This is a genomic window from Duncaniella muris (assembly GCF_003024805.1).
Classification (GTDB): domain Bacteria; phylum Bacteroidota; class Bacteroidia; order Bacteroidales; family Muribaculaceae; genus Duncaniella; species Duncaniella muris.
The window spans coordinates 38,332-57,802 of sequence record NZ_PUEC01000020.1; the positions used below are offsets into that span (position 1 = coordinate 38,332).

Here is a 19,471-nt window from a genome sequence, read left to right on the forward strand (position 1 = left end):
TTTATTCAGATTTTAGTGAGCTTTCGCTCGGTTTGTATTCTTCGATGCCTACGAGTTCCAGCTGTAGCGCGTCAACGAGTTGTTGCAATGCCGGATTTCGTTGCATCATTTGTTCAAGGATGCCGTGTGGAGTTTGTTCGGCTATCAGGAAGTCCGCAATGTCGAGACCTTGTTCACGCTGCTCATCGGTAGCCATCTGTTCAAGCGATTCAAACAGAGTTGCCTTTATTCCCGAATCATCGAATAGCGTCAGTTTCTTGCGCCAATCGTCGGTAGCGTTAAGGTCGGGCACAAGCATCACCTCTCTGCCTCGAAGTGCCTTGATTGCCTCGCGGTTGAGACAACTGCACTTGCCGCCTGTGGCGAGCCACAGATATTGCGGGAGGTAATGGGTTGCGAGTATTGCCGTCTTTTCACTCTCCACAATGGCAACCGGCTTGTCGCGGATGTATGGAAGCAGATGCTCACCGAAGAAACATTGGGTTAATTTGAAGTCGGGCAGTCTCAACACCGAGTGTACCCAGTTGATGTGTGGGAACGGCTCTTGCACACGATGTCCGGTCAATCGGTCATACAGCATAATCTTACCACCACGGACGTTACCGTCAGCCGAGATTTGCCAGAACACCGTGGCACCTTGCCAATGCTTCGATGTGCCTACGCGATACATTTCCATCAACCGCTGTGCTTCTTCACTTCCGATTATCGCCGCCACGAAAGCGAACAGATTGTTCCGGTCGTAGCCACGCATGGTGGCCGCTACCATTGCATCATCAATCCTGTTCATCGGAAGTAACTTTGTTAGTGGAGTAACAAGACAGCTTCTTATACCACCCTTGGCGTACACGACGGAAGAGAGTGTTGAGATTGCGGGTGAGGAACATCTTGAATGTATGGTCTTTCATCCCGAACCGCTCGGCTATACGGATACCGTCGGCGGTTGAAAATTCCTCGGTGAGATGCTCATACACGGTGCGGTGCAGTTCATTCAATTTCTCCTCGCTGATGCAGGTGAGTACGCTGAGCGCATTGCTTCGGAAATATTCAGCCAATTCTATCGCTCCTGCCACGTCGTCATCTTCAATGTATGAGGGGCGCGGCTCTTTATCACTGACAGCCCAGCGAACCAATCGGAGTATAAGGCAGAATCGGAGCACATAGATTTCGAGTTTGCAGAAGAAGCTGACCACATTATCGCTCATCTCGTTGTCGCATAGTGCGGCATTCTCATGTTGCCATTCATAGAGTCTGCGCTTGGCATCCGCAGTGAACCGCATGACAGTGGGAATTGGCTCCTTTTCCTCGTTGACCACACACTCCACCGAAAGAAGTCGGTTGAGTATGCGCTCCCATTCACGGTCGAGATCGTCGCGCACTTCGTCCTCGTTCCATCTCGGCTTGCCGTTGCTCTTGGTCATTGCAAAGAGTATGCGGTCAATAAACCCGTTGGCGGCTCTCTCACCGTTGGCAAGTTCGGTGAGCAGACGTTTTTGGATTGTTCCGACCACCGAGATGAACGGACGCTTGATGAAGATGGAGTTCTGACAATTCTTGCGGTCCGACATTGTTGTGCTGCCGTTGAAAGCCGAAAGCCAGAATTGTTCTTCCGAGCCGGTGTTGTAGCGGGTGAAGTTCTTGAACCATGCCGACAGTTCATCAACCCAAAGGCATAATCCACGAGGATTATGGGAGTGGATGGCACTGAGACCCTCCTGCGTCACGTCCGACACGAGGTAACGCAGACGCTTAGGCTCTTTCGGAAATTCTTCCAGTCCGGCACTGATTCGTTCCTTTCGGCTCATCGCTATAGCCTGCTGATACTCGCAATGTTTTTTCTGAAACTCCTGATTGTTTTTCCAGTCGGCATTGACGAGCGGACGCATTACGAATGTAAGCGGGTGGGATTTGCAGTCTCCGGGGCGTCCGACAATCGCGATATACACGATTGCCGACTCCTGCCAGTTGCGTTTCACTTCTACGCGGTGGGTATTGCCGATTGCCACAGATATTGCAGCGAGCATAGCCGATGCCGTGTAGTCAATCGGAAATCCGCAGGTGGTGTTGAGTTCGAGAATAATCCTTTGCATCTTGGCGGGGAACACATGTACCGGGAAATCACTGTCGGATGTCTTAGCGTGATTCATCAACGCGCTGATTACAGAGTCCGGGATAATATTCTTTTCCATAGGCTCAGAAATTATATCCTCCTCGGGGACGGCGTTTCATTCCGGCAGTCATTGCCGCTGCTGTTTCTGCGAGAGACGGAGCGACGGAATGTTTGCGTCCTCCCTCAATCCATGCGTACAGTTCATCCTCATAGAAATAGAGGAGTTTGCCGCGCTTATAGCTCGGAATGGGGTCATTCGGAGCTTTTATGCCGCGGTAGAGACTCGAAAGTGACTTGCCTATTATCTGGCAAGCCTCTTTCGTATACACGAGTCTGCGCGAGGGCTTGGACTGTTTGGAGTGGCCGGTGAAGCCTGCCTTTTCAAGCAGTTCAAGTACTCGGTCGAGTTTCTCAGAGAGACCGCCTACCACGTTGGGCAGTTGGTCGAAGGTGATTGTGGGTGCTTCCATTTTATTTTGCGTTTTAGAAGTTATTCTGAAATTGTAACGCAAAGTAAAGCAGTGAGTTAGCGGTTATCAAATTAACCATTTTCACTGCATCAAAATAACCACAAAACAAGTGTTAACCCACTGAGAGACAATACTAAAAAGACGAAATATTTTGTGTGGTGAAAATTTGAGGAATGAGGTGATTTTGTGGTGATTTTTGATTATCTCTTCTAATTGTAATTGTGATGACAATAGATAGTGATAAAGTCCGTAAAAAGAGCTAAATTTGCATAATGAAAACATCGTCTAATAATCATACCAATAAGCACTGGCTCGTTTTTGCAAATGCGAAACGATGCAATCATTATGCTTCTTTAGCTGAAACAGGCTTTATAAGTTGGAAAAAAGAGCGAAATAATTTTGCTATTGGTGATATTGTATATGTGTTTAGTTCAGCGGAACGTAGAATTATTTTCAAGACCGTGGTAACCGGCATTGAAGAAAGATCTGACAGTGAATACTGGGTTGAAAGTGCGCCTAATGATATAACTTGGCGATTAGAGGCAATTCAGGAATATAATGGGGATGCCTTGGATGAGGATTTATTGAAGAAGCACGGTTTCAAAGGTGGCCGGAGCCTTCAACATCCCATGTGCAATAATCCTGATTTGTTTGAATATATAGAAAATCAGTTTAATATTCAGTCGTGATAATGAAAAAGCGGATAACTCCGGCGATTGCGCCATTGTTATCCGCTGAAATGACAGAATAGAGCTATCTTCAGGCTCTGTTAAGTATGTCGAGGTTTATGTTGCCGTAACGTTGGAAATGCTTGAACAGCTTTTCCATTTGGTCACGGGTATGGATGGGGATTCTTTCTTTTGTGGATTTGCTCTCCCGTAGTTTCTGCTCGATGGTTCGGATCTGTGTGCTCTCAAAAGGCTTCTCGAAAACCTTCTTGACAAAGCGGGCGATGACACCGCCTTGGAGTCTGAGGAATTTGCCGACGTTGTAGCCGAGATGCTTTAGATCCTCCTTCGTCAGATGGTTACTGCGAAGATTCACCGGTGTGAACGGTGGCATGGCATGAACCGTCCAGATTTTGGCGTTGTGGTGGAGCTTCTGCAATTCGTCGGCTTCCATATAGGGGTGCATCATGTGGGTGATGTAAGCGCAAAGAAACTCAATCTGAGCCATGCTGAATTTCATGTCTTCCTCTTTGAGTTCCTTGTGGGCTGCGTCGCACTGTTCATGCTGCGAGAGAAGTCTCATCTGGAGTTCTGACTGTTCCTTGTCTGATTTCAAAGCCTTTATAGCGGCCTCCAGTTGATCGGAGTAATAGACATCGCCATCGGCAGAGATATACGCTTCCTCCTCCCATTCCTCAATGCGGATATTGCCGTTATCTTCCTTGATGCGTTTTTCTTTCGCCGTCTTCGTGAAACAGCCGATACTGTCGTTGGACTCCGGATAGGCGCGTACGCGATATATGCCGAGTTCCAGCTCTTTCTTGATATGCTTGGGCTGGAGACTTACCCATTCATTATAAAGGGCATCCGACTCCAGAACCTCATCAAGTCCGTGGCCACACATATAATCCTCGAAATAAGGATATTCGCCGCGCAGTTCTATACGCTCCTGCAAACTGTTGTATTCACGGATGTTATGTTCGAGTTCTACGAACACGACATCATCAACGTCAATAGGACCTTCATATACTTTTTTGCCATCCATCAGGACATATCGGGCTTCATCAGGTTCTTTATCCTCAACGATTTCGCCGCCGCTGTAATCTTCCGGATAATCATCGTCGGTAAAATATGGCTCTTCTTCCACAGCCGTTTTTTCAACGGGCGCGGAAAACTCCATTTTGTTCTGAGGGTCATCGACAACTGTGACCTCAATTTCTTCTCCGGCAGGTGTGCTCATTATGGCAACACTCTCCTTTTTACGGAAGATACGGTCAAACAGACTTTCGATTGCCGACTGGAATCCGCAATATAGACCGATTGTGAGGACAAAGAAAACGGCAAATAGAACATTGCCGGTAAATTCGTCAGTGCCAAAACGGTGAATGGCGGCATGGCGACCAAGTAAAGCAATAATACCGCATCCGGCAATCACGGCACTCCAGATAAAAATTTTGTCCCGGGTAGGGGGAGCAAAGCTCCTCAAGCGCTGGGGCGTTTCTTGCTCCGCAAGCGGCTTTTGGCCGATTACCTTCATAAACAAATAGTGGATTAAAGATTTTTACGTCTTTATAGACAATTTAACCCACTGTTTTGTTCGTTCAGGTAAGGCCACAATTTAATCGTATTGAATGCGGAGATATTCCGCTATATCAATTTTTGCCTGGGCTATATCAGGATTTGAGAGTATAGGAATCAATTTATCAACCTCTTCAATGGGCCGGTTCCACCATTGTAGGCGCTCCAGCAAGTCTATCATTTCATCGTCAAATCTGCGGCGTATGACTTTTGCCGGATTGCCCACGGCTATCGAGAAAGGCGGAATGTCGGAGGCAACCGTGGCATTTGTGCCGATTATGGCTCCGTCGCCAATATGCACGCCGGGCATGATTGTCACATTTTGTCCGATCCACACATCATTGCCGATGACTGTGTCACCTTTGAGAGGCAATTCATCCATTACAGGAGCAATCGCACCTCCCCAATCTCCTCCCATTATGTAGAAAGGATAGGTGGTGGCGCAATCCATCCGATGATTGGCGCCGTTCATAATAAAAGCAACTCCCTTAGCAATGGCGCAAAAGTTACCGATTATCAGCTTATCACCGATGAACTCATAGAAATGTGTAACGTGTTCCTCAAATCTGTCGGCTCCGTCTATATCATCGTAATATGTATAATCTCCGATAATGATTCTCGGATTCTTCACCACATTCTTTATGTAGCAAAGACTTGGAATCGCAGGATTAGGAAATGCTTTGTCTTTGTCAGGATATATTTTCATGATTATAGAAATCTTTGCGAAGAAGGATGTATTATATAGAGAGCTTCAAATTCGGCATAATGGCATCTATCATGGGCTGGGGAACTTCACATTCCCTTGCCAAGAGAGGCCAGCGTGAAGACACTTCGGCAATACGGTCAATTATTTCAGTAGCTTCCTTTATATTGTTGTGTCTCGCAAATTCCAAAAGGTCTTGGCGGGTGATGTCGTCAAACTTTCCGTTTATTGACATCTGGTGCTGTGCTGTCCAGCCACCCTTCGGATTATAGGCAAATCCCATGTCGTATGCCGGCGAAAGAGTCCATTTCCCTTGTCTGTCCATGAGGAAGGATATGTTTTTTGTGTGGTCATCCTGATTGCGGATTACAACATTGAATACCATGCGACGATACATTTCCTGCGCCTGTGAGTATGGCAGTCTCAATGCTCTCATCACGTTGAACGCCTGCTCGTAAGAGTATGAACGGAGATTACGATAATCATAATGCGCTATACCACAGAGTGTCTGCATATGAATTTTCTCACCATTCCGGCGGTCAAAACGCTTGGTGAGAAAATGGGCGCGTCCATTCTCTTCTATCAGACTGCAATCCGACATTTCTATGCCGCATTCCTTTACAAGCCGATAGAAAGAGTATTCCAGTCGGCCGAAATTCTGAGTTTCCCTGAATCCGGCTTCAGCGGTTACACCGTCGAGTTTTATCAGATAATAGTCAAAGCCTTCCGGAGCTTCAATCTGTCCTGAACGAACTTCCCCGGTCGATGGATTGTAGGCTATGATAGCTTTGGCCCGCTGTCCTCCTGCAGAGGTGCCCAGTCTCACTATTTCGGCTATCGCCGCCTTCTTGTCATCTTCAAGATTAGCTCCAAATTCTTCCTTTTCCGACAGTGCTTCGCTTGCCACTTCAACAAGGGAATCAAGTTCTATTCTGACATCGGGACCATAGGGCGCATCCATGGCCGGTTCAAACTCCAACGCTCCCATACAGCGTTTTCCAAGAAAACATAGCGTCTCCACAGCGTTCCCGCTGCTACGCCCGGTCAGAGCAAGCCAGCGGTCGAACAATGCTCGTCCGTAAGTATCGGGCAATGAATCGGCAAGCATACCGGGAAGCCCCTTGAACGTCTCACGACCTATCTCGGAGAATGTATATATCCTTCCCTGACGTACAGGCATTAGAATCGGCGAGGGTTCAAGACCTTTGCCTATGAAGCTTTCGGCATACTCGAACTTTGCCAGCTGGCGGTTGTTGTCCCATCGGAATGTCCCGACGGGTTGACCATATAAGTTAACTCTTGCTATATCTACCATTCTGATTCCTGGGTATTAGGTTGTGTGTTGGTCTTGTTGTTACCACTTGCGCGTTTGCGCTGCTTCTTGCTTGCTTCGACAAACTCGAAATATTCATTGGGACTCATCTCATCTTCCTTAATGAGTGACGAGAACACATCCAGTTCGCCAAGTATGCGAAGCACGCGCATCAGGGAATCGAAATAGCTTATATCGCCTTTCTCGATTCTCTTTAGTGTCGTCAATGAGACTTGCGCCTGTTCTGCGAGTGATGTCTGAGTGAAGTTCTGTCGGAGTCGCAGATGCCTTATTTTTTGTCCCAGCCGACGGCGGATTTCACTGTCAGGTAACATGTATATATTCTCTTCCATAGTCGTACTTGCGTCTATTAGGTTGCAAATATAGCAATAATAGCTCAAACTACGACTATTTTGTGCGATTTTTTTGAGCCAGTCTGAAGATTATTGTCTATTTACAGGATGGTCAAAGATACCCTTCTGCCAAGACCCTCAAAGATTCGGAAGAGGGTGTTGAGCTGAACATCGGATTTGCCGTTTTCCAGACGGGAGATATAGGTTTTCTTCGTACCGATACGCTCGGCGAGCTGCTGTTGGGTTAGTCCGGCCTTGAGACGTTCTTCTTTTAACATAGTAGTTAAACAGAATATTTGAGTGTCTTTTTCAAACTCATTGCGTTTGTATGTTCCGTTTTCGCCATACTCCACTGTAAGAAGCTCATCGAAAGTAAAGCCATGATGCCGCAACCGGCAACCACGGCACTCTAGATAAAAATTTTGTCCCGGGTAGGGGGAGCGAGGCTCCTCAAGCGCTGGGGCGTTTCTTGCTCCGCAAGCGGCTTTTGGCCGATTACTTACATAAACAAATAGTGGATTTTGAAATTATTGTCGCTGTTATAGACAATTTAACCCACTGAATTGTTCGCTCTGCCAACGGTAGATTCCATATCTAATAATTATCTCATAGTCGTACTTGCGACTATTAACCCGAAATTAAGGCAATAATAGTTCAAACTACGACTGTTTAGTTACCGCTATTCTATCGGTATGATGTCAACGTCTTCGCGGAACACTGATGCAGAGTTGACAGTGAATGCGGCGCGGGATTCATAGCCCGTCAGCGTCTTGATGGAGTTGTAGTTGAGGTTAAAAACAGATAAGCCCATAACTTTTGGTTGTTTCCCACAAAGTTGTGGACCGTATGCAGTGCCAGAAAAGACGCGGTTAATCGTCTTTGTAGCTATTGTTGACAACCTGTTCTAATTCTTCATCTGTTACATCCTTAGAGAAGATGTAGTAGACTTTAGTATTTGTGGAGCTTGCGCCTCCATAAGCTCCAACATAACCGCTGCCAGAAGTTACAGATTTAGTATCTACTAACTCCCAACCTTGTAATGACATATAGTTTAGTGCTCCTATAAGGGAGGTAAATTTCAAATCTTTACCGTCCTTATCCTTTAACGCTTGTCGCTTTTTATTTGAACCGTCGTCAAGTTTTATGGAATTTTTGTGAAATTCCATCTCGACGAACAATTTCTTCGCTTGTAAATTTAAGCAAGCAAAGAACGCTAACATAAATAGTAAGAAAATCTTTTTCATTAGAATATTGAACGAATTGGGATTATACCACGGTTTTCTGCTTCTTGAGACCATTGTACATGCCAAACATCTCCATTGATTGTATCAAGGAGAAGGAAAGTCCAGTTATTAGTAGTAGGATATAACGCGAATTGTCCGGGTTTACCTGCGGTGACTAACTCACGAGAATTGAGAACCAATTCAAATTCGTTATCATCCATTGAATATTGAACTTGCCAAATTTTACCATTCCTCGTATCGAGTTTGAGGAAAGTATAAATGTTAGTTGTAGGATAAAGTAGATAATTGTTTACAGCGTTTGTTGCTGGAGCAACAATAGTAGCAGGTTCAGCCGCGTTTGCATAACCCACATAACCCAAGATGAGAAAAAGTAGGAGTAATAATCTTTTCATGATTAGTAGATTTAGTTGATGCAAAGTTAAGCAATTTCAGTGAAATAGGCGTATGTAGTATTAAAAATACATCGCAGTCTTTGACGCGGAAGATGCGGCAGTCTCGTTTCTTGCAGCACGTGCCGGAGGAAAGTATCATTACATTCCTCCAGTCTCCGTAAAAATTTTATCTCAGAAATTTACAGGATTGTCAAAGATACACGTCGTCCGAGACCCTCGAAGATTCGGAAGAGGGTATTGAGCTGAACGTCGGCTTTCCCGTTTTCCAGACGGGATATATAGGTTTTCTTTGTGCCGATACGCTCTGCAAGCTGTTCTTGTGTCAGTCCAGCTTTAAGACGTTCTGCTTTGAGCGTCTCAGCCAGACAAAAGGCAGTTGCGTCGGCATCAAATTGTTCACGCTTCGGGGTGCCGGCTTTGCCGTATTCTGCATCAAGAAGCTCGTCGAATGTACGCGCGTTCATGATGGCTTCTTTCTTTGCTTTATCCATTATCTTTATCGTTAAAGTATTCTTTCATCAATTTTTTAGCTCGTTCGATTTGCTGCTTGGGAGTCTTCTGCGTCTTCTTCTGAAAACCGTTGAAGAGAATTACAAGAGAACCTTCGTCAAAACAACAGAAGATGCGGAATATATTGTTCCCGACTTCAATGCGGATTTCATATAACCCGTCGGCATCTTCCATATTCTTCAGAATGGTCTTTGGAACTCTATCCACAGTCCTGACAACATTGATACAGTAGTTTATCTTACGTCTCACCGCATCTGTCTGAGACACGTAGAACTCTTTGAAGTAATCCTTGTATAGCTTTATGGTTCTATTTGCCATATCTTATTATGTAACCGCAAAGTTAACTAAAAAGTTTACTTTGGCAAAATTATTTATGAGTTTATTTCAGAGAGATTGAATTGGTGGTATTGCTTTTTTCTGCGTACACAGATTATGATTGATTCCAAACTAATCGGTGTTTTTGTGGTGTTTTGATCGGTGTTTTTGCGGTGCCTGCTTTGAGCTTTAACCTTATCAATCATTTGAGGGTGATTGAGTTGGCAGCATCACGCTTCTTCTGGCTGATGACCTCTGCATATATCTGAGTCGTGGCCACGTTTTTATGCGTGAGCATCTTGCTGACGGTGTAGATGTCAGTACCGTTGGTTATCAGCAAGGTAGCGTAGGTGTGACGCAGCCCGTGGAAGGTGATTTTCTTTTTGATGCCGGCATCTTTGAGCCATTTCTTGAATGGTTCACGCGTATGGGCGCGGCTCAGACCTCTGAATACCATTCCACGACCAGGCTCTCCGCAATACGACAACGCTTCATCGCTTAGCGGCAATGTCGCCTGTGTCTTGGTCTTCTGTGTCCGGATGCGCATACAGTAGCCGCCGTCGGGAGACATTTCGATATTCTCCCATCGGAGCTGAAGAATATCGCTGATGCGTAACCCGGTCATACAGGCGAAGAGCGATGCACGTTTCAGTACCTCAACTTTGCACGGGGTGGCGGCAAGGCGTTTCACCTCCTCGATTTCGAGATAGTTGATTTTGGGGTCTTCCCATTCGATGCTGTCGAGATAGTCGTTGACGTTCTCCTTCAGCCAGCCCTCCTTATACGCTATCTTCAGCAGGGCGCGGAATGTCGACCAATATCCCGCGGCAGAGTTTCGTGATATGATATTCCCGGATTGCTTGACACGGATTTTGAGGATATAGGAACGGAAGTCGTTGCAGAGACCAATGGTGACGTCTTTCATCAGGCAGCGGCCATTGCAGAAATCCTTGAAATGCTTGTAGACAATCTCCCATTTCTGATATTTTTCCTTTGTCTTTGCCTCAAAATATGCCAGAAAGTCGGCATGTTTCTTGGTGCGGTCGAGGAAACCGAACTCCTCGTTGATGATAGCCAGCTCACGGGTGGCTCGTATGCCACGGGCTTTGAGCATGATTTCCTCGTTGTAATCAAGCTCGAACTTGTCTTTTGGTTTACCGATGAGATAGAGGCCGAGGAACTCGCGCCGCGACATCTTCTTGATGTGCGGATTCCAGATGGGTGGGTAATAGTCGAGGTAGAGCGACAGTTTGCCGCTACGCAGTTTCTCCTGACGGAGTGTCACTTTGGTGATGGTTGCTGATTCCATATTATGCTGTTTTAGAATTATAAGGTGCAAAGGTAAATGGTGGTTGCCGGGTGAGAAAAATCACCGGATTATAACTGAATCTCGGGGTTGAACAATGCTTCTAACTCTTTGGCGTTCAGCTTGACATGCTTGCCGCAACGGAGCTTGGTTATCTTGTATGTCTTGACGTAGTGATACAGCTGGTCGCGTGTCAGCGAGTATTTTCCCATGGCTTCGGGCACTGAAATAAACTCCACATCCTCGGCTGACTTGGCACCTTTCGCCACATCGAAGTGATACTTGGAATAATAGACCTTCGGCCCCTCCTTGCGTTTCGGGATTCCGATTTTAGAGACCAGAGTGTAAATTGCCGAGAGGGTCATGCCGTATTTTTCATGAATCTCCTCAACCGAATACCATTCCGTGATTTCTGGATTTTCCTTCCTCGATGAGAACAGCCGGTCGATATGACTCTTGCTGAAATAAGCCTTGCCACGAATAATAGTCTTCGGCACATTATTCTCAGCAACCACTTTGTAAATCCACGAGTCTTTGACCCCGAATTTCTCCCGAATCTCAGCGAGTGTGTAAAACTCGGATATAGATTTTCCTTTTTTCTCAGAGGCTTCTACTGGTTCACTTTCTTTCGGCGAAAGAAAATCGAACATCGCCTGAATGTCAGCTTTGCTGATTAGCGTCTTTCGCTCGAATCTTACGACCTTGATTTTACCATTGCGGATATAGCGATAAATCGACATTCTACCGATGCCTAACAGCTCCGCCGCTTGCGTCGGTGTCAGGAAGTCTTTATCTCGCCATTTATTGTAGGTGGCATTTGCGGCGGTTTCCTGATTTGCCACTGCCATCTTCTTCTGACGGAATCGCTCTTTATAGGAGCGTTCCGAGCACCGCTTCGAGCAGAAGCGTGTGACTGTGGTCTGTGCGATAAACTTCTTTCCGCACCATTCGCAGATTCTCTCGACTTTGATGTTGCTGCTCATGTCTACGTGTTAATTTCGTAAATAATCGTATCATGGCGTATCACGACGTACCGTGACGTACCACTTTCTCCACCACCTTGCTGACGCTTGGGGTGAAATGAGTCGCTGTCGTACAAAATCCGTACAAAATAGTGCATAAAAACGCCCGACACTGACAGTTATCAGCATCAGGCGTTCTTGTAAGAGTTAAGTTTTATCGGTCAGTATCAGTCAATTGCTGTCAATGTAAAGCATTGATAATCAACTAATTACTTGCCGATGCAGAAGTTCTGGAAGATGGAGGTGAGGAGGTCGGTGGTGGTGATTGTGCCGGTGATGGCGGAGAGGTGGTGGATGGTTTCGCGGAGGTCCTGGGCGATGAAGTCGCCTGAGAGGTTTGCTCGAAGGCCGTCAAGGACGCGGGCTAATGATTCTGCGGCGAGTGTCAGGGCTTCGTAGTGGCGCGCGTTTGTAACCATGAGGTCTGCTCCCGCAGAATCATTGGTTCCTGATAGGGTGTGGAGTGCTTGGGTGAGCCGGTCTATGTTGTGGCCTGTCGATGCAGAGATCAATATAGGCCTTTGTGTCGATTTTTCTGTTGTGACAGGCTCTTGTGATTCAGTGAAAATGTTCTGCAAAGGGTGGGGGAGATCGGTCGGTGAGGCAAGTAGGTCTGTTTTATTCAGAACTGTAAGGAGGGTTGCTCCTTCTGCCAGATGTTTTTTTATTTCGGTATGCAGTTCGGTCAGTTTCTCCTGACTGATGTCTGGTGTTACGAGCCATATGACTATGCGTGCGCGTTCGATGGCTTCAAATGAGCGGCCGATGCCGAGGTTTTCTACGTGATCTGAAGTTTCGCGTAAGCCGGCTGTGTCGATGAATCGATACATGACGCCGTCGATCTCTATTGTGTCCTCGACGGTGTCTCTTGTGGTTCCAGGTATGTCGCTGACGATGGCGCGTGACTCATTCAGCAAGGCGTTGAGCAGGGTCGATTTGCCTGCGTTTGGTTCGCCTACGATCGCTACCGGGATGCCGTTTTTAAGTGCACTGCCTGTTGAGAATGTAGCGGCAAGGCTGCTGATTTCAGTGTGGAGGTTTTTGGCCAGTTCTGCCAGGTGGATGCGCGAGGCGAATTCAACGTCTTCTTCTGAAAAATCGAGTTCGAGTTCGAGCAAAGAGGCTATTTCGATCAGTTTTTCTCTGAGTGTTCCGATCCGTTTTGAAAAATCGCCTCTCATCTGGGATGACGCAAGGCGGTGGGCGCTTCGGGAGGTGGCGGCAATTACATCGGCCACGGCTTCGGCCTGGGCAAGGTCGAGTTTGCCGTTGGCGAATGCGCGACGTGTAAATTCTCCGGGCTGAGCCAGACGGCATCCTGTGCGTATAAGCAGATTGATCAGTTCGCGCTGTATCCATACGGAGCCGTGGACCGAGATTTCAACTACGTCTTCGCCTGTGAATGTTCCGGGAGCGCGAAACACTGTGGCCACTCCGCTGTCAAGCGGTTCTGTCGGGTTTTCAGGGTCTGTTATTGTGCCCAGGTGGGCGGTATGTGTGCCGACTGATGAGAGAGGTTTTCCGCGCCAGATTTTATTGATGATGCTGATTGCATCGGGTCCGCTCACGCGGATTACTGCTATGCCTCCACAGCCGGGGGCGGTGGATATGGCGCATATGGTGTCTGAATCGTTATACTGATACATAAGTAATTCTTCGAAATTGAACGATACAATGATCATCGGGAACTCTTTCAGTGGATTGTTCCTGGAGTCTACCTATCTGCAAAATTAGCAATTTATTCCCAAGACGCAAAACAGGCTATCGCGATGGAGAGGTGCGATAGCCTGCGGTCAAAGATATTAAGGTAGAAGAATGTCAGATTTGCAGTCTGATCACCGGAGTGCGGTCAGGCAAACGGGGTAGATCAGTCTTCAGATTGTGACTTTTCGGCATATTCTTTCAGGAGCTTTTCCTGAACGTCTGCCGGTACGAGCTCATAGGATGCGAATTTCATTGTGAAAGCCGAGCGTCCGCCGGTGATTGAGGATAATGCGGTCGAGTATGACGACATTTCTTTCAGAGGTACTCTGGCTGAGATTTTTTCAAAGCCATTGTCGCTTGACATGCCCATGATTATTGCTCTACGGCCCTGCAGGTCGCTCATGACATCGCCCATGACATCACCGGGCACCATGACTTCGACATCATAGACCGGTTCAAGCACTTTTGGATTGGCGTTGCGGAAGGCTTCGCTGAAGGCGTTTCGGCCGGCCAGGCGGAATGAGATTTCGTTTGAGTCAACCGGGTGCATTTTACCGTCGTAGATGCAGACTCTTACGTCGCGGGCATAGCTTCCGGTCAGCGGTCCCTGTTCCATGCGGTCCATGAGGCCTTTGACGATGGCCGGGATGAATCGTGCGTCAATCGCACCGCCGACAATGCAGTTGTGGACCACGAGTTTTCCGCCCCATGAGAGTGGTAGTTCCTGAGTGTCGCGGACGCTCATCTTGTATTCCTGATTGCCGAATTTATAGGTGTCCGGTGCAGGCATGCCTTCTGTATAGGGTTCGATAATGAGGTGTACTTCGCCGAACTGGCCTGCGCCGCCTGACTGTTTCTTGTGTCGGTAGTCTGCGCGGGCTGCTTTTGTGATTGTCTCGCGATAGGGGATACGCGGTTCATCGAAGATGATCGGGAGTTTGTCATTGTTTTCAACGCGCCATTTGAGAGTGCGAAGATGGAATTCTCCCTGGCCTGACAGGATGATCTGTTTCAGTTCCTTCGACTGTTCGATTACCCATGTAGGATCTTCCTCGTGCATACGTGTGAGGATGCCCATGAGCTTTTCTGAATCGCTCTCTGTCACGGGGCGGATCGCACGGCGGTATTTCGGCTCAGGGAAGCGGATGAAATCAAAGCTGTATTCGCAGTCCTTACCGTCAAGAGTGTTGCCGGTGCGTACATCTTTCAGTTTCACGGTTGCGCCGATGTCTCCTGCGCAGAGTTTATCGACCTGAGTCTTGATGTTGCCGCAGACGCAATAGATCTGAGCGATTCTTTCGCGTGAACCGCGTGTGATATTTTCGAGGTCTACGCCAGGAGTCAGTGTGCCGGACATGACTTTGAAGTAGCTGACTTCACCGATGTGCGGTTCTACAGTGGTCTTGAAGAAGTAGAGTGAGAGCGGACCGTTGCTGTCAGGCTTCACTTCCAATCCTTCTACTGTCTCAGGAGCCGGCATGTCTTCAACAAACGGCACTACGTTGCCGAGGAATTCCATCATTCGGCGTACACCCATGTCCTTAGCTGCGCTTACGCAGAACACCGGATAGATCGAGCGGTCAATCAGGCCCTTACGTATGCCTTCGCGCATTTCGTCTTCGCTGAGATGGCCCTGGTCGAAGAATTTTTCCATCAGAGTCTCGTCATTTTCAGCCGCAGCCTCTACGAGGGCCTGGTGGAGTTCTTTGGCGCGTTCCATTTCTTCGGCCGGAATCTCTTCGATGGTCGGAGTGCCACCGTCAGGGCCCCAGGAGTATTTCTTCATAAGCAGCACGTCAATCATGGCATTGAAGCCGGCTCCGCACTGCAGAGGATATTGTATAGCCACGATCTTATTGCCGAAATGCTCGCGCATCTGCTCCATGACGTTTTCATAGTCGGCCTTGTCGCCGTCAAGCTGGTTGAGAGCGAAAATCACTGGCTTTTTCAGAGACTGGGTTGTACGGAAGATGTTCTGTGTGCCTACCTCCACGCCATATTGCGAGTTGATCAGTATGACACCGGTGTCGGTCACATTGAGTGCGGTGATCGCATTTCCGACAAAGTCATCGGCTCCGGGGCAGTCTATCACATTAAGCTTCTTCCCAAGGAATTCCGCATAAAAAACTGTCGAGAATACGCTGTAGCCATACTCTTTCTCAACAGGGAACGAATCACTTACAGTGTTTTTTCCTTCAATGGTGCCGCGGCGTTTTATAACTCCACACTCGTAAAGCATAGCTTCGGCGAGTGTGGTTTTACCAGAGCCTTTGCTCCCAAGCAAGGCGATGTTTTTAATCTCGTTTGTTTGATAGACCTTCATATTTAATTTAGGTTTTAGTTTTAGGTAAGAAGAAAACGTCCGCAAAATAGTAATAAATTTTCGTTTTCGGTGCGCAAAAAAATGTGTTTTACAACATACTGACGTTTTTTACTCTCTCGATGCTCCAACGTCACCATAATATTATTACCTTTGCGTGTATTATTTCCAAAGAAAATGCCTATGGATATAACAAAACCTTGCATCATTCCTCTTCCACGTATATATGACCCCCGCGGGAGTCTCACTTTTGTCCAGGACAATGATCAGATACCGTTTGAGATCGCCCGGTGTTACTGGACCTATGATGTCCCGGCTGGAGAGGCCCGTGGCGGACATTCCCACAAGGAGGCTAAATCGCTGCTGGTGGCTGTCAACGGATGCTTCAATGTGAATCTCTTTGACGGTGACACCTGGATGACCTATACGCTTAACCGCCCGTATGAAGGGCTGTATATCCCCCCAGGCTATTGGCGTACGCTCGATAATTTTGCCTCCGGAAGTGTGTGTGTGGTCATGACTTCAATCCTCTATGATCCGGATGAATACATCCGTGATTACGAAGAATTCAAGCAACTGGCCTCACGGCAGAAAGGACCCTATTTATGAAATATCCTTTCCTGGATCTTGGCTGTGTGAATGAACCGTATGCCGACAGCCTTGTAGCCGCGGCAGAGCGTGTGATACGCAGCGGCCGTTATATCGGAGGCCCTGAAGTGGAGGCATTTGAATCGCGCCTTGGCGAAATGCTTGCCTCTCCGTTTGTGATAGGTGTCAGCAATGGTCTCGATGCTTTGCGGCTTATCCTGAGAGCCTATTGTGAGAACGGAGTTTTCAGTTATGGCGATGAAATCATCTATCCGGCCAATACCTTTATAGCTTCAGTGCTTGCCATCAGCGATGCCGGGCTTGTTCCGGTTGCGGTAGATATAGATGAGAAGACCATGAATCTTGACACATCTCTCCTTGAGGCTGCCATCACGCCGCGCACTCGTGGAATAATGGCAGTGCATCTCTACGGGCGTGTTGTCTGGGATGCGGCTCTTACAGACTGTGCCGGAAAGCATGGGCTGAAAATAATTGAAGACTGCGCGCAGGCTCTCGGCGCCCGCACTCTGGCTGAGGGCCTTCACGCATCGCCGTTTGCCGGTGCGCTTGGCGATGCCGCGGGAATCAGTTTCTATCCCACCAAGAATGTCGGAGCTTTGGGCGACGGAGGTGCGGTTGTTACTCATGACGCCGGTCTGGCCAAAACTGTGAGAGCACTGGCTAATTATGGCACAGAGTCGCGTTACAACAACATATTCAAAGGCTTCAACTGTCGTCTTGATCCATTGCAGGCGGCTTTCCTCAGCGTGAAACTTCCGTATCTGGCTCAGGAGAATGCCGACAGATTCGCGAGGGCACTGGCTTATCAGCGCACCATCTCGCATCCTGACATAGTGTTGCCATATATGTCATCAGAAGTCACAGACCACGTATGGCATCAGTATGTGATAAGGGTCACAGGCGGAAAACGGGATCAGTTCCGGCAGAAACTTGCCGAAAGGGGAGTGGACACTGACATCCATTACGCCGTGCCCCCGCATTGTCAGCCTTGTTATGCAGATCTGGCACATGGCCCGCTGCCGGTCACAGAGCGCCTTGCCGGAGAGATAGTAAGTCTTCCTATAGCCACCGGTACATCCGTGGCCGATGCGGCCGAAATAGCCAGTATTATCAATCAGGCTGACCTTGGCGGCTGAAAAATCATTCATAATATATGGCAAAATCAAGAAGGAGAACAAGAAAGAAAAAAGTAGGAAAAAGTATCAGAAATATGTGGCGAGGACTTATAGCGGTAATCCTTATGGCTGGATGTGGTTATCTTGCCTCACATCTTAGCGGTCAGGAAACAAATGAACAGGTGCTGTCCGCACATTCTGGGGACTATGGAAATCTTCTCGAAGTCAAAACAAGGCCTGGAACACCTTCGGTGCTCAAAAGTTACCGTGGGATGGATCTGTCATTCAACCCGCAATGCCATATACCCAACTGGGTTTCATGGGAATTGACCGCCGAGGAGACAAGCGGCTCCGCATCGAGGACAAATAAATTTGCGTCAGACCCTGACGTTGAAGGCTGTGCCGATACCTGGGACTATAGTTATTCCGGTTATGACCGCGGGCACATGGCGCCTGCGGGCGATATGAAATGGAGCGCTGAAGCAATGGCCGAGACATTTCTGCTTACCAATATATGTCCTCAGGCAAAGAGCCTTAATGCCGGCTCATGGAAAGGGCTTGAAGAAAAATGCCGGCAGTGGGCAGAGGCTGACAGTGCCATCTATATAGTCTGCGGGCCGGTTATAGACGGAAATCCGATTGAATATATAGGTGACTCGCGCGTCTATGTTCCGAGAAAATTTTTCAAGGCTATTATCTCACCTTATTCTGTACCGGCGAGAGGTATCGGATTTATCATGCCGAATGAAAAAGTCAAAGGCGGCATGCAGGCCTGTGCGGTCACAATTGACTCCATTGAGGCTCTTACCGGGCACGATTTCTTCTCCTCGCTGCCTGACGAGATAGAAAAAGAGGTGGAGAGCCAATGTAATTTCCACTATTGGAGCACTCACCGCAAACGGTAGAGCGCGGTAAAAACAAAAACAGACAGAAAACAGAAATGAGCCACACAGCTGTTGAACTGCACGGATTGTTGACCGGCTATCAAGGGCGTGACGGGAGCGTCAAAGTTTCCGGACCGCTTGATGCGTGTCTGAACAAAGGGGAGATGACATGTCTTCTCGGTCCGAACGGCGCCGGAAAATCAACTCTTCTTAAGACCTTGTCAGGTATGCTTTCTCCTCTTTCCGGATCAGTGACGGTTGACGGCAAGTCTCTCACTGACTATTCCGTCTCTGAGTTGGCCAAGGTGATAGGGCTTGTGTTGACAGAGAAGCCGGCTGTCGGAAACATGAAAGTCGAACAGCTCGTTGCGATGGGGCGCAGCCCTTACACAGGCTTCTGGGGGCGTCTGAGCGACTATGACCGGAAGATTGTTGACGATGCAGTGGGTCTTGTCGGTATAGGCCCGCTGTGTGGACGGCCGGTTGCTTCGCTCAGTGATGGCGAAAGGCAGAAAGTGATGATAGCCAAAGCGCTCGCCCAACAGACACCGGTAATATTCCTCGATGAGCCTACTGCTTTTCTTGATTTTCCAAGCAAAGTCGAGATAATGCGGCTGTTGCGTTCTCTTTCACGGTTCAGACAGACCACTGTGTTTATTTCAACTCACGATCTGGAGATTGCTCTTCAGATTGCCGACCGCGTGTGGTTGCTCGACAAGCATCATGGCCTTAAAACGGGAACACCCCGCGGACTTGCCGCTGACGGCAGTCTGGGGGTGTATTTTGACCGTGAAGGAATCTGCTATGATCCTCTCGGCGGGCATTTCCGCATACTGATGCAGGATCAATGATCTGTGGC

Annotated in this window: 22 protein-coding genes; 5 read left to right on the forward strand and 17 right to left on the reverse strand. The window is 47.9% G+C overall.

Going from position 1 to position 19,471, the window contains the following annotated elements:
• Position 1: 1 nt before the first annotated feature.
• From C5O23_RS09365 to C5O23_RS09375, 3 genes are read right to left on the reverse strand one after another with little or no spacing between them, the layout of a single operon-like run.
• Positions 2-787, reverse strand: coding sequence for a DUF6371 domain-containing protein (locus C5O23_RS09365; protein WP_107032684.1), 786 nt, complete (start codon positions 785-787; stop codon positions 2-4).
• Positions 774-2,186, reverse strand: a complete 1,413-nt coding sequence (locus C5O23_RS09370) for a DUF3987 domain-containing protein (protein WP_107032685.1) — start codon at positions 2,184-2,186, stop codon at positions 774-776. The genes C5O23_RS09365 and C5O23_RS09370 overlap by 14 nt, the downstream gene beginning before the upstream one ends.
• A gap of 4 nt (positions 2,187-2,190) precedes the next feature.
• Positions 2,191-2,577 carry a helix-turn-helix transcriptional regulator gene (locus tag C5O23_RS09375; RefSeq protein WP_107032686.1) on the reverse strand — a complete coding sequence of 129 codons (387 nt, stop codon included), beginning with the start codon at positions 2,575-2,577 and terminating at the stop codon, positions 2,191-2,193.
• 272 nt (positions 2,578-2,849) lie between these two features.
• On the opposite strand from C5O23_RS09375, the gene C5O23_RS09380 reads away from it, so the two are divergent.
• Positions 2,850-3,266, forward strand: a complete 417-nt coding sequence (locus tag C5O23_RS09380; RefSeq protein ID WP_107032687.1) for a hypothetical protein — start codon at positions 2,850-2,852, stop codon at positions 3,264-3,266.
• 70 nt (positions 3,267-3,336) lie between these two features.
• Here C5O23_RS09380 and C5O23_RS09385 read toward each other — a convergent pair whose 3' ends face one another.
• From C5O23_RS09385 to C5O23_RS09445, 14 genes are all read right to left on the reverse strand, one after another.
• Complete coding sequence (locus tag C5O23_RS09385) at positions 3,337-4,485, reverse strand: hypothetical protein (protein WP_161553587.1); 1,149 nt, start codon at positions 4,483-4,485, stop codon at positions 3,337-3,339.
• Positions 4,486-4,863: 378 nt separating this feature from the next.
• Positions 4,864-5,529, reverse strand: coding sequence for a CatB-related O-acetyltransferase (locus C5O23_RS09390; protein ID WP_107032689.1), 666 nt, complete (start codon positions 5,527-5,529; stop codon positions 4,864-4,866).
• Between the two features lie 31 nt (positions 5,530-5,560).
• Positions 5,561-6,841: a type II toxin-antitoxin system HipA family toxin gene (locus C5O23_RS09395; RefSeq protein WP_107032690.1), complete on the reverse strand. Its 1,281-nt coding sequence runs from the start codon at positions 6,839-6,841 to the stop codon at positions 5,561-5,563.
• Positions 6,835-7,173 (reverse strand): helix-turn-helix domain-containing protein, encoded by a 339-nt coding sequence (locus C5O23_RS09400; protein ID WP_161553588.1) that lies wholly within the window; start codon positions 7,171-7,173, stop codon positions 6,835-6,837. The genes C5O23_RS09395 and C5O23_RS09400 overlap by 7 nt, the downstream gene beginning before the upstream one ends.
• 119 nt (positions 7,174-7,292) lie before the next feature.
• Positions 7,293-7,469, reverse strand: coding sequence for a helix-turn-helix domain-containing protein (locus C5O23_RS14550; protein WP_240597777.1), 177 nt, complete (start codon positions 7,467-7,469; stop codon positions 7,293-7,295).
• Positions 7,470-7,870: 401 nt separating this feature from the next.
• Positions 7,871-8,002, reverse strand: coding sequence for a hypothetical protein (locus C5O23_RS14585; protein WP_262497263.1), 132 nt, complete (start codon positions 8,000-8,002; stop codon positions 7,871-7,873).
• 58 nt (positions 8,003-8,060) lie between these two features.
• Complete coding sequence (locus C5O23_RS09410; RefSeq protein ID WP_107032693.1) at positions 8,061-8,435, reverse strand: hypothetical protein; 375 nt, start codon at positions 8,433-8,435, stop codon at positions 8,061-8,063.
• Entirely contained in the window at positions 8,435-8,827 is a 393-nt protein-coding gene (locus tag C5O23_RS09415; RefSeq protein WP_107032694.1) for a hypothetical protein, read from the reverse strand. Before C5O23_RS09415 ends, C5O23_RS09410 begins: the two co-directional genes overlap by 1 nt.
• 179 nt (positions 8,828-9,006) lie before the next feature.
• Complete coding sequence (locus tag C5O23_RS09420) at positions 9,007-9,318, reverse strand: helix-turn-helix domain-containing protein (RefSeq protein WP_107032695.1); 312 nt, start codon at positions 9,316-9,318, stop codon at positions 9,007-9,009.
• Positions 9,311-9,655, reverse strand: coding sequence for a type II toxin-antitoxin system RelE/ParE family toxin (locus C5O23_RS09425; protein WP_107032696.1), 345 nt, complete (start codon positions 9,653-9,655; stop codon positions 9,311-9,313). The genes C5O23_RS09420 and C5O23_RS09425 overlap by 8 nt, the downstream gene beginning before the upstream one ends.
• A 199-nt stretch (positions 9,656-9,854) precedes the next feature.
• On the reverse strand, positions 9,855-10,961 hold the full coding sequence (locus C5O23_RS09430) for a tyrosine-type recombinase/integrase (RefSeq protein WP_107032697.1): 1,107 nt from the start codon (positions 10,959-10,961) through the stop codon (positions 9,855-9,857).
• Positions 10,962-11,029: 68 nt separating this feature from the next.
• A complete protein-coding gene (locus tag C5O23_RS09435; protein ID WP_107032698.1) occupies positions 11,030-11,941 on the reverse strand; it encodes a helix-turn-helix domain-containing protein in 912 nt (303 codons plus the stop codon).
• Between the two features lie 248 nt (positions 11,942-12,189).
• Positions 12,190-13,662, reverse strand: coding sequence for a tRNA uridine-5-carboxymethylaminomethyl(34) synthesis GTPase MnmE (gene mnmE, locus C5O23_RS09440; protein WP_240597779.1), 1,473 nt, complete (start codon positions 13,660-13,662; stop codon positions 12,190-12,192).
• 185 nt (positions 13,663-13,847) lie between these two features.
• Positions 13,848-16,007 carry an elongation factor G gene (locus tag C5O23_RS09445; protein ID WP_107032699.1) on the reverse strand — a complete coding sequence of 720 codons (2,160 nt, stop codon included), beginning with the start codon at positions 16,005-16,007 and terminating at the stop codon, positions 13,848-13,850.
• Between the two features lie 180 nt (positions 16,008-16,187).
• On the opposite strand from C5O23_RS09445, the gene C5O23_RS09450 reads away from it, so the two are divergent.
• The 4 genes from C5O23_RS09450 to C5O23_RS09465 all read left to right on the forward strand — a co-directional run bounded on the left by C5O23_RS09450 (position 16,188) and on the right by C5O23_RS09465 (position 19,463).
• Positions 16,188-16,613: a sugar 3,4-ketoisomerase gene (locus C5O23_RS09450; RefSeq protein ID WP_107032700.1), complete on the forward strand. Its 426-nt coding sequence runs from the start codon at positions 16,188-16,190 to the stop codon at positions 16,611-16,613.
• Positions 16,610-17,749, forward strand: a complete 1,140-nt coding sequence (locus C5O23_RS09455) for a DegT/DnrJ/EryC1/StrS family aminotransferase (RefSeq protein ID WP_107032701.1) — start codon at positions 16,610-16,612, stop codon at positions 17,747-17,749. Before C5O23_RS09450 ends, C5O23_RS09455 begins: the two co-directional genes overlap by 4 nt.
• A gap of 74 nt (positions 17,750-17,823) precedes the next feature.
• The gene (locus C5O23_RS09460; protein ID WP_160630640.1) at positions 17,824-18,633 is read left to right on the forward strand and encodes a DNA/RNA non-specific endonuclease; all 810 of its coding nucleotides are present in this window, start codon (positions 17,824-17,826) and stop codon (positions 18,631-18,633) included.
• A 35-nt stretch (positions 18,634-18,668) separates the two neighbouring features.
• Positions 18,669-19,463 carry an ABC transporter ATP-binding protein gene (locus tag C5O23_RS09465; RefSeq protein ID WP_107032703.1) on the forward strand — a complete coding sequence of 265 codons (795 nt, stop codon included), beginning with the start codon at positions 18,669-18,671 and terminating at the stop codon, positions 19,461-19,463.
• Positions 19,464-19,471 lie beyond the last annotated feature (8 nt).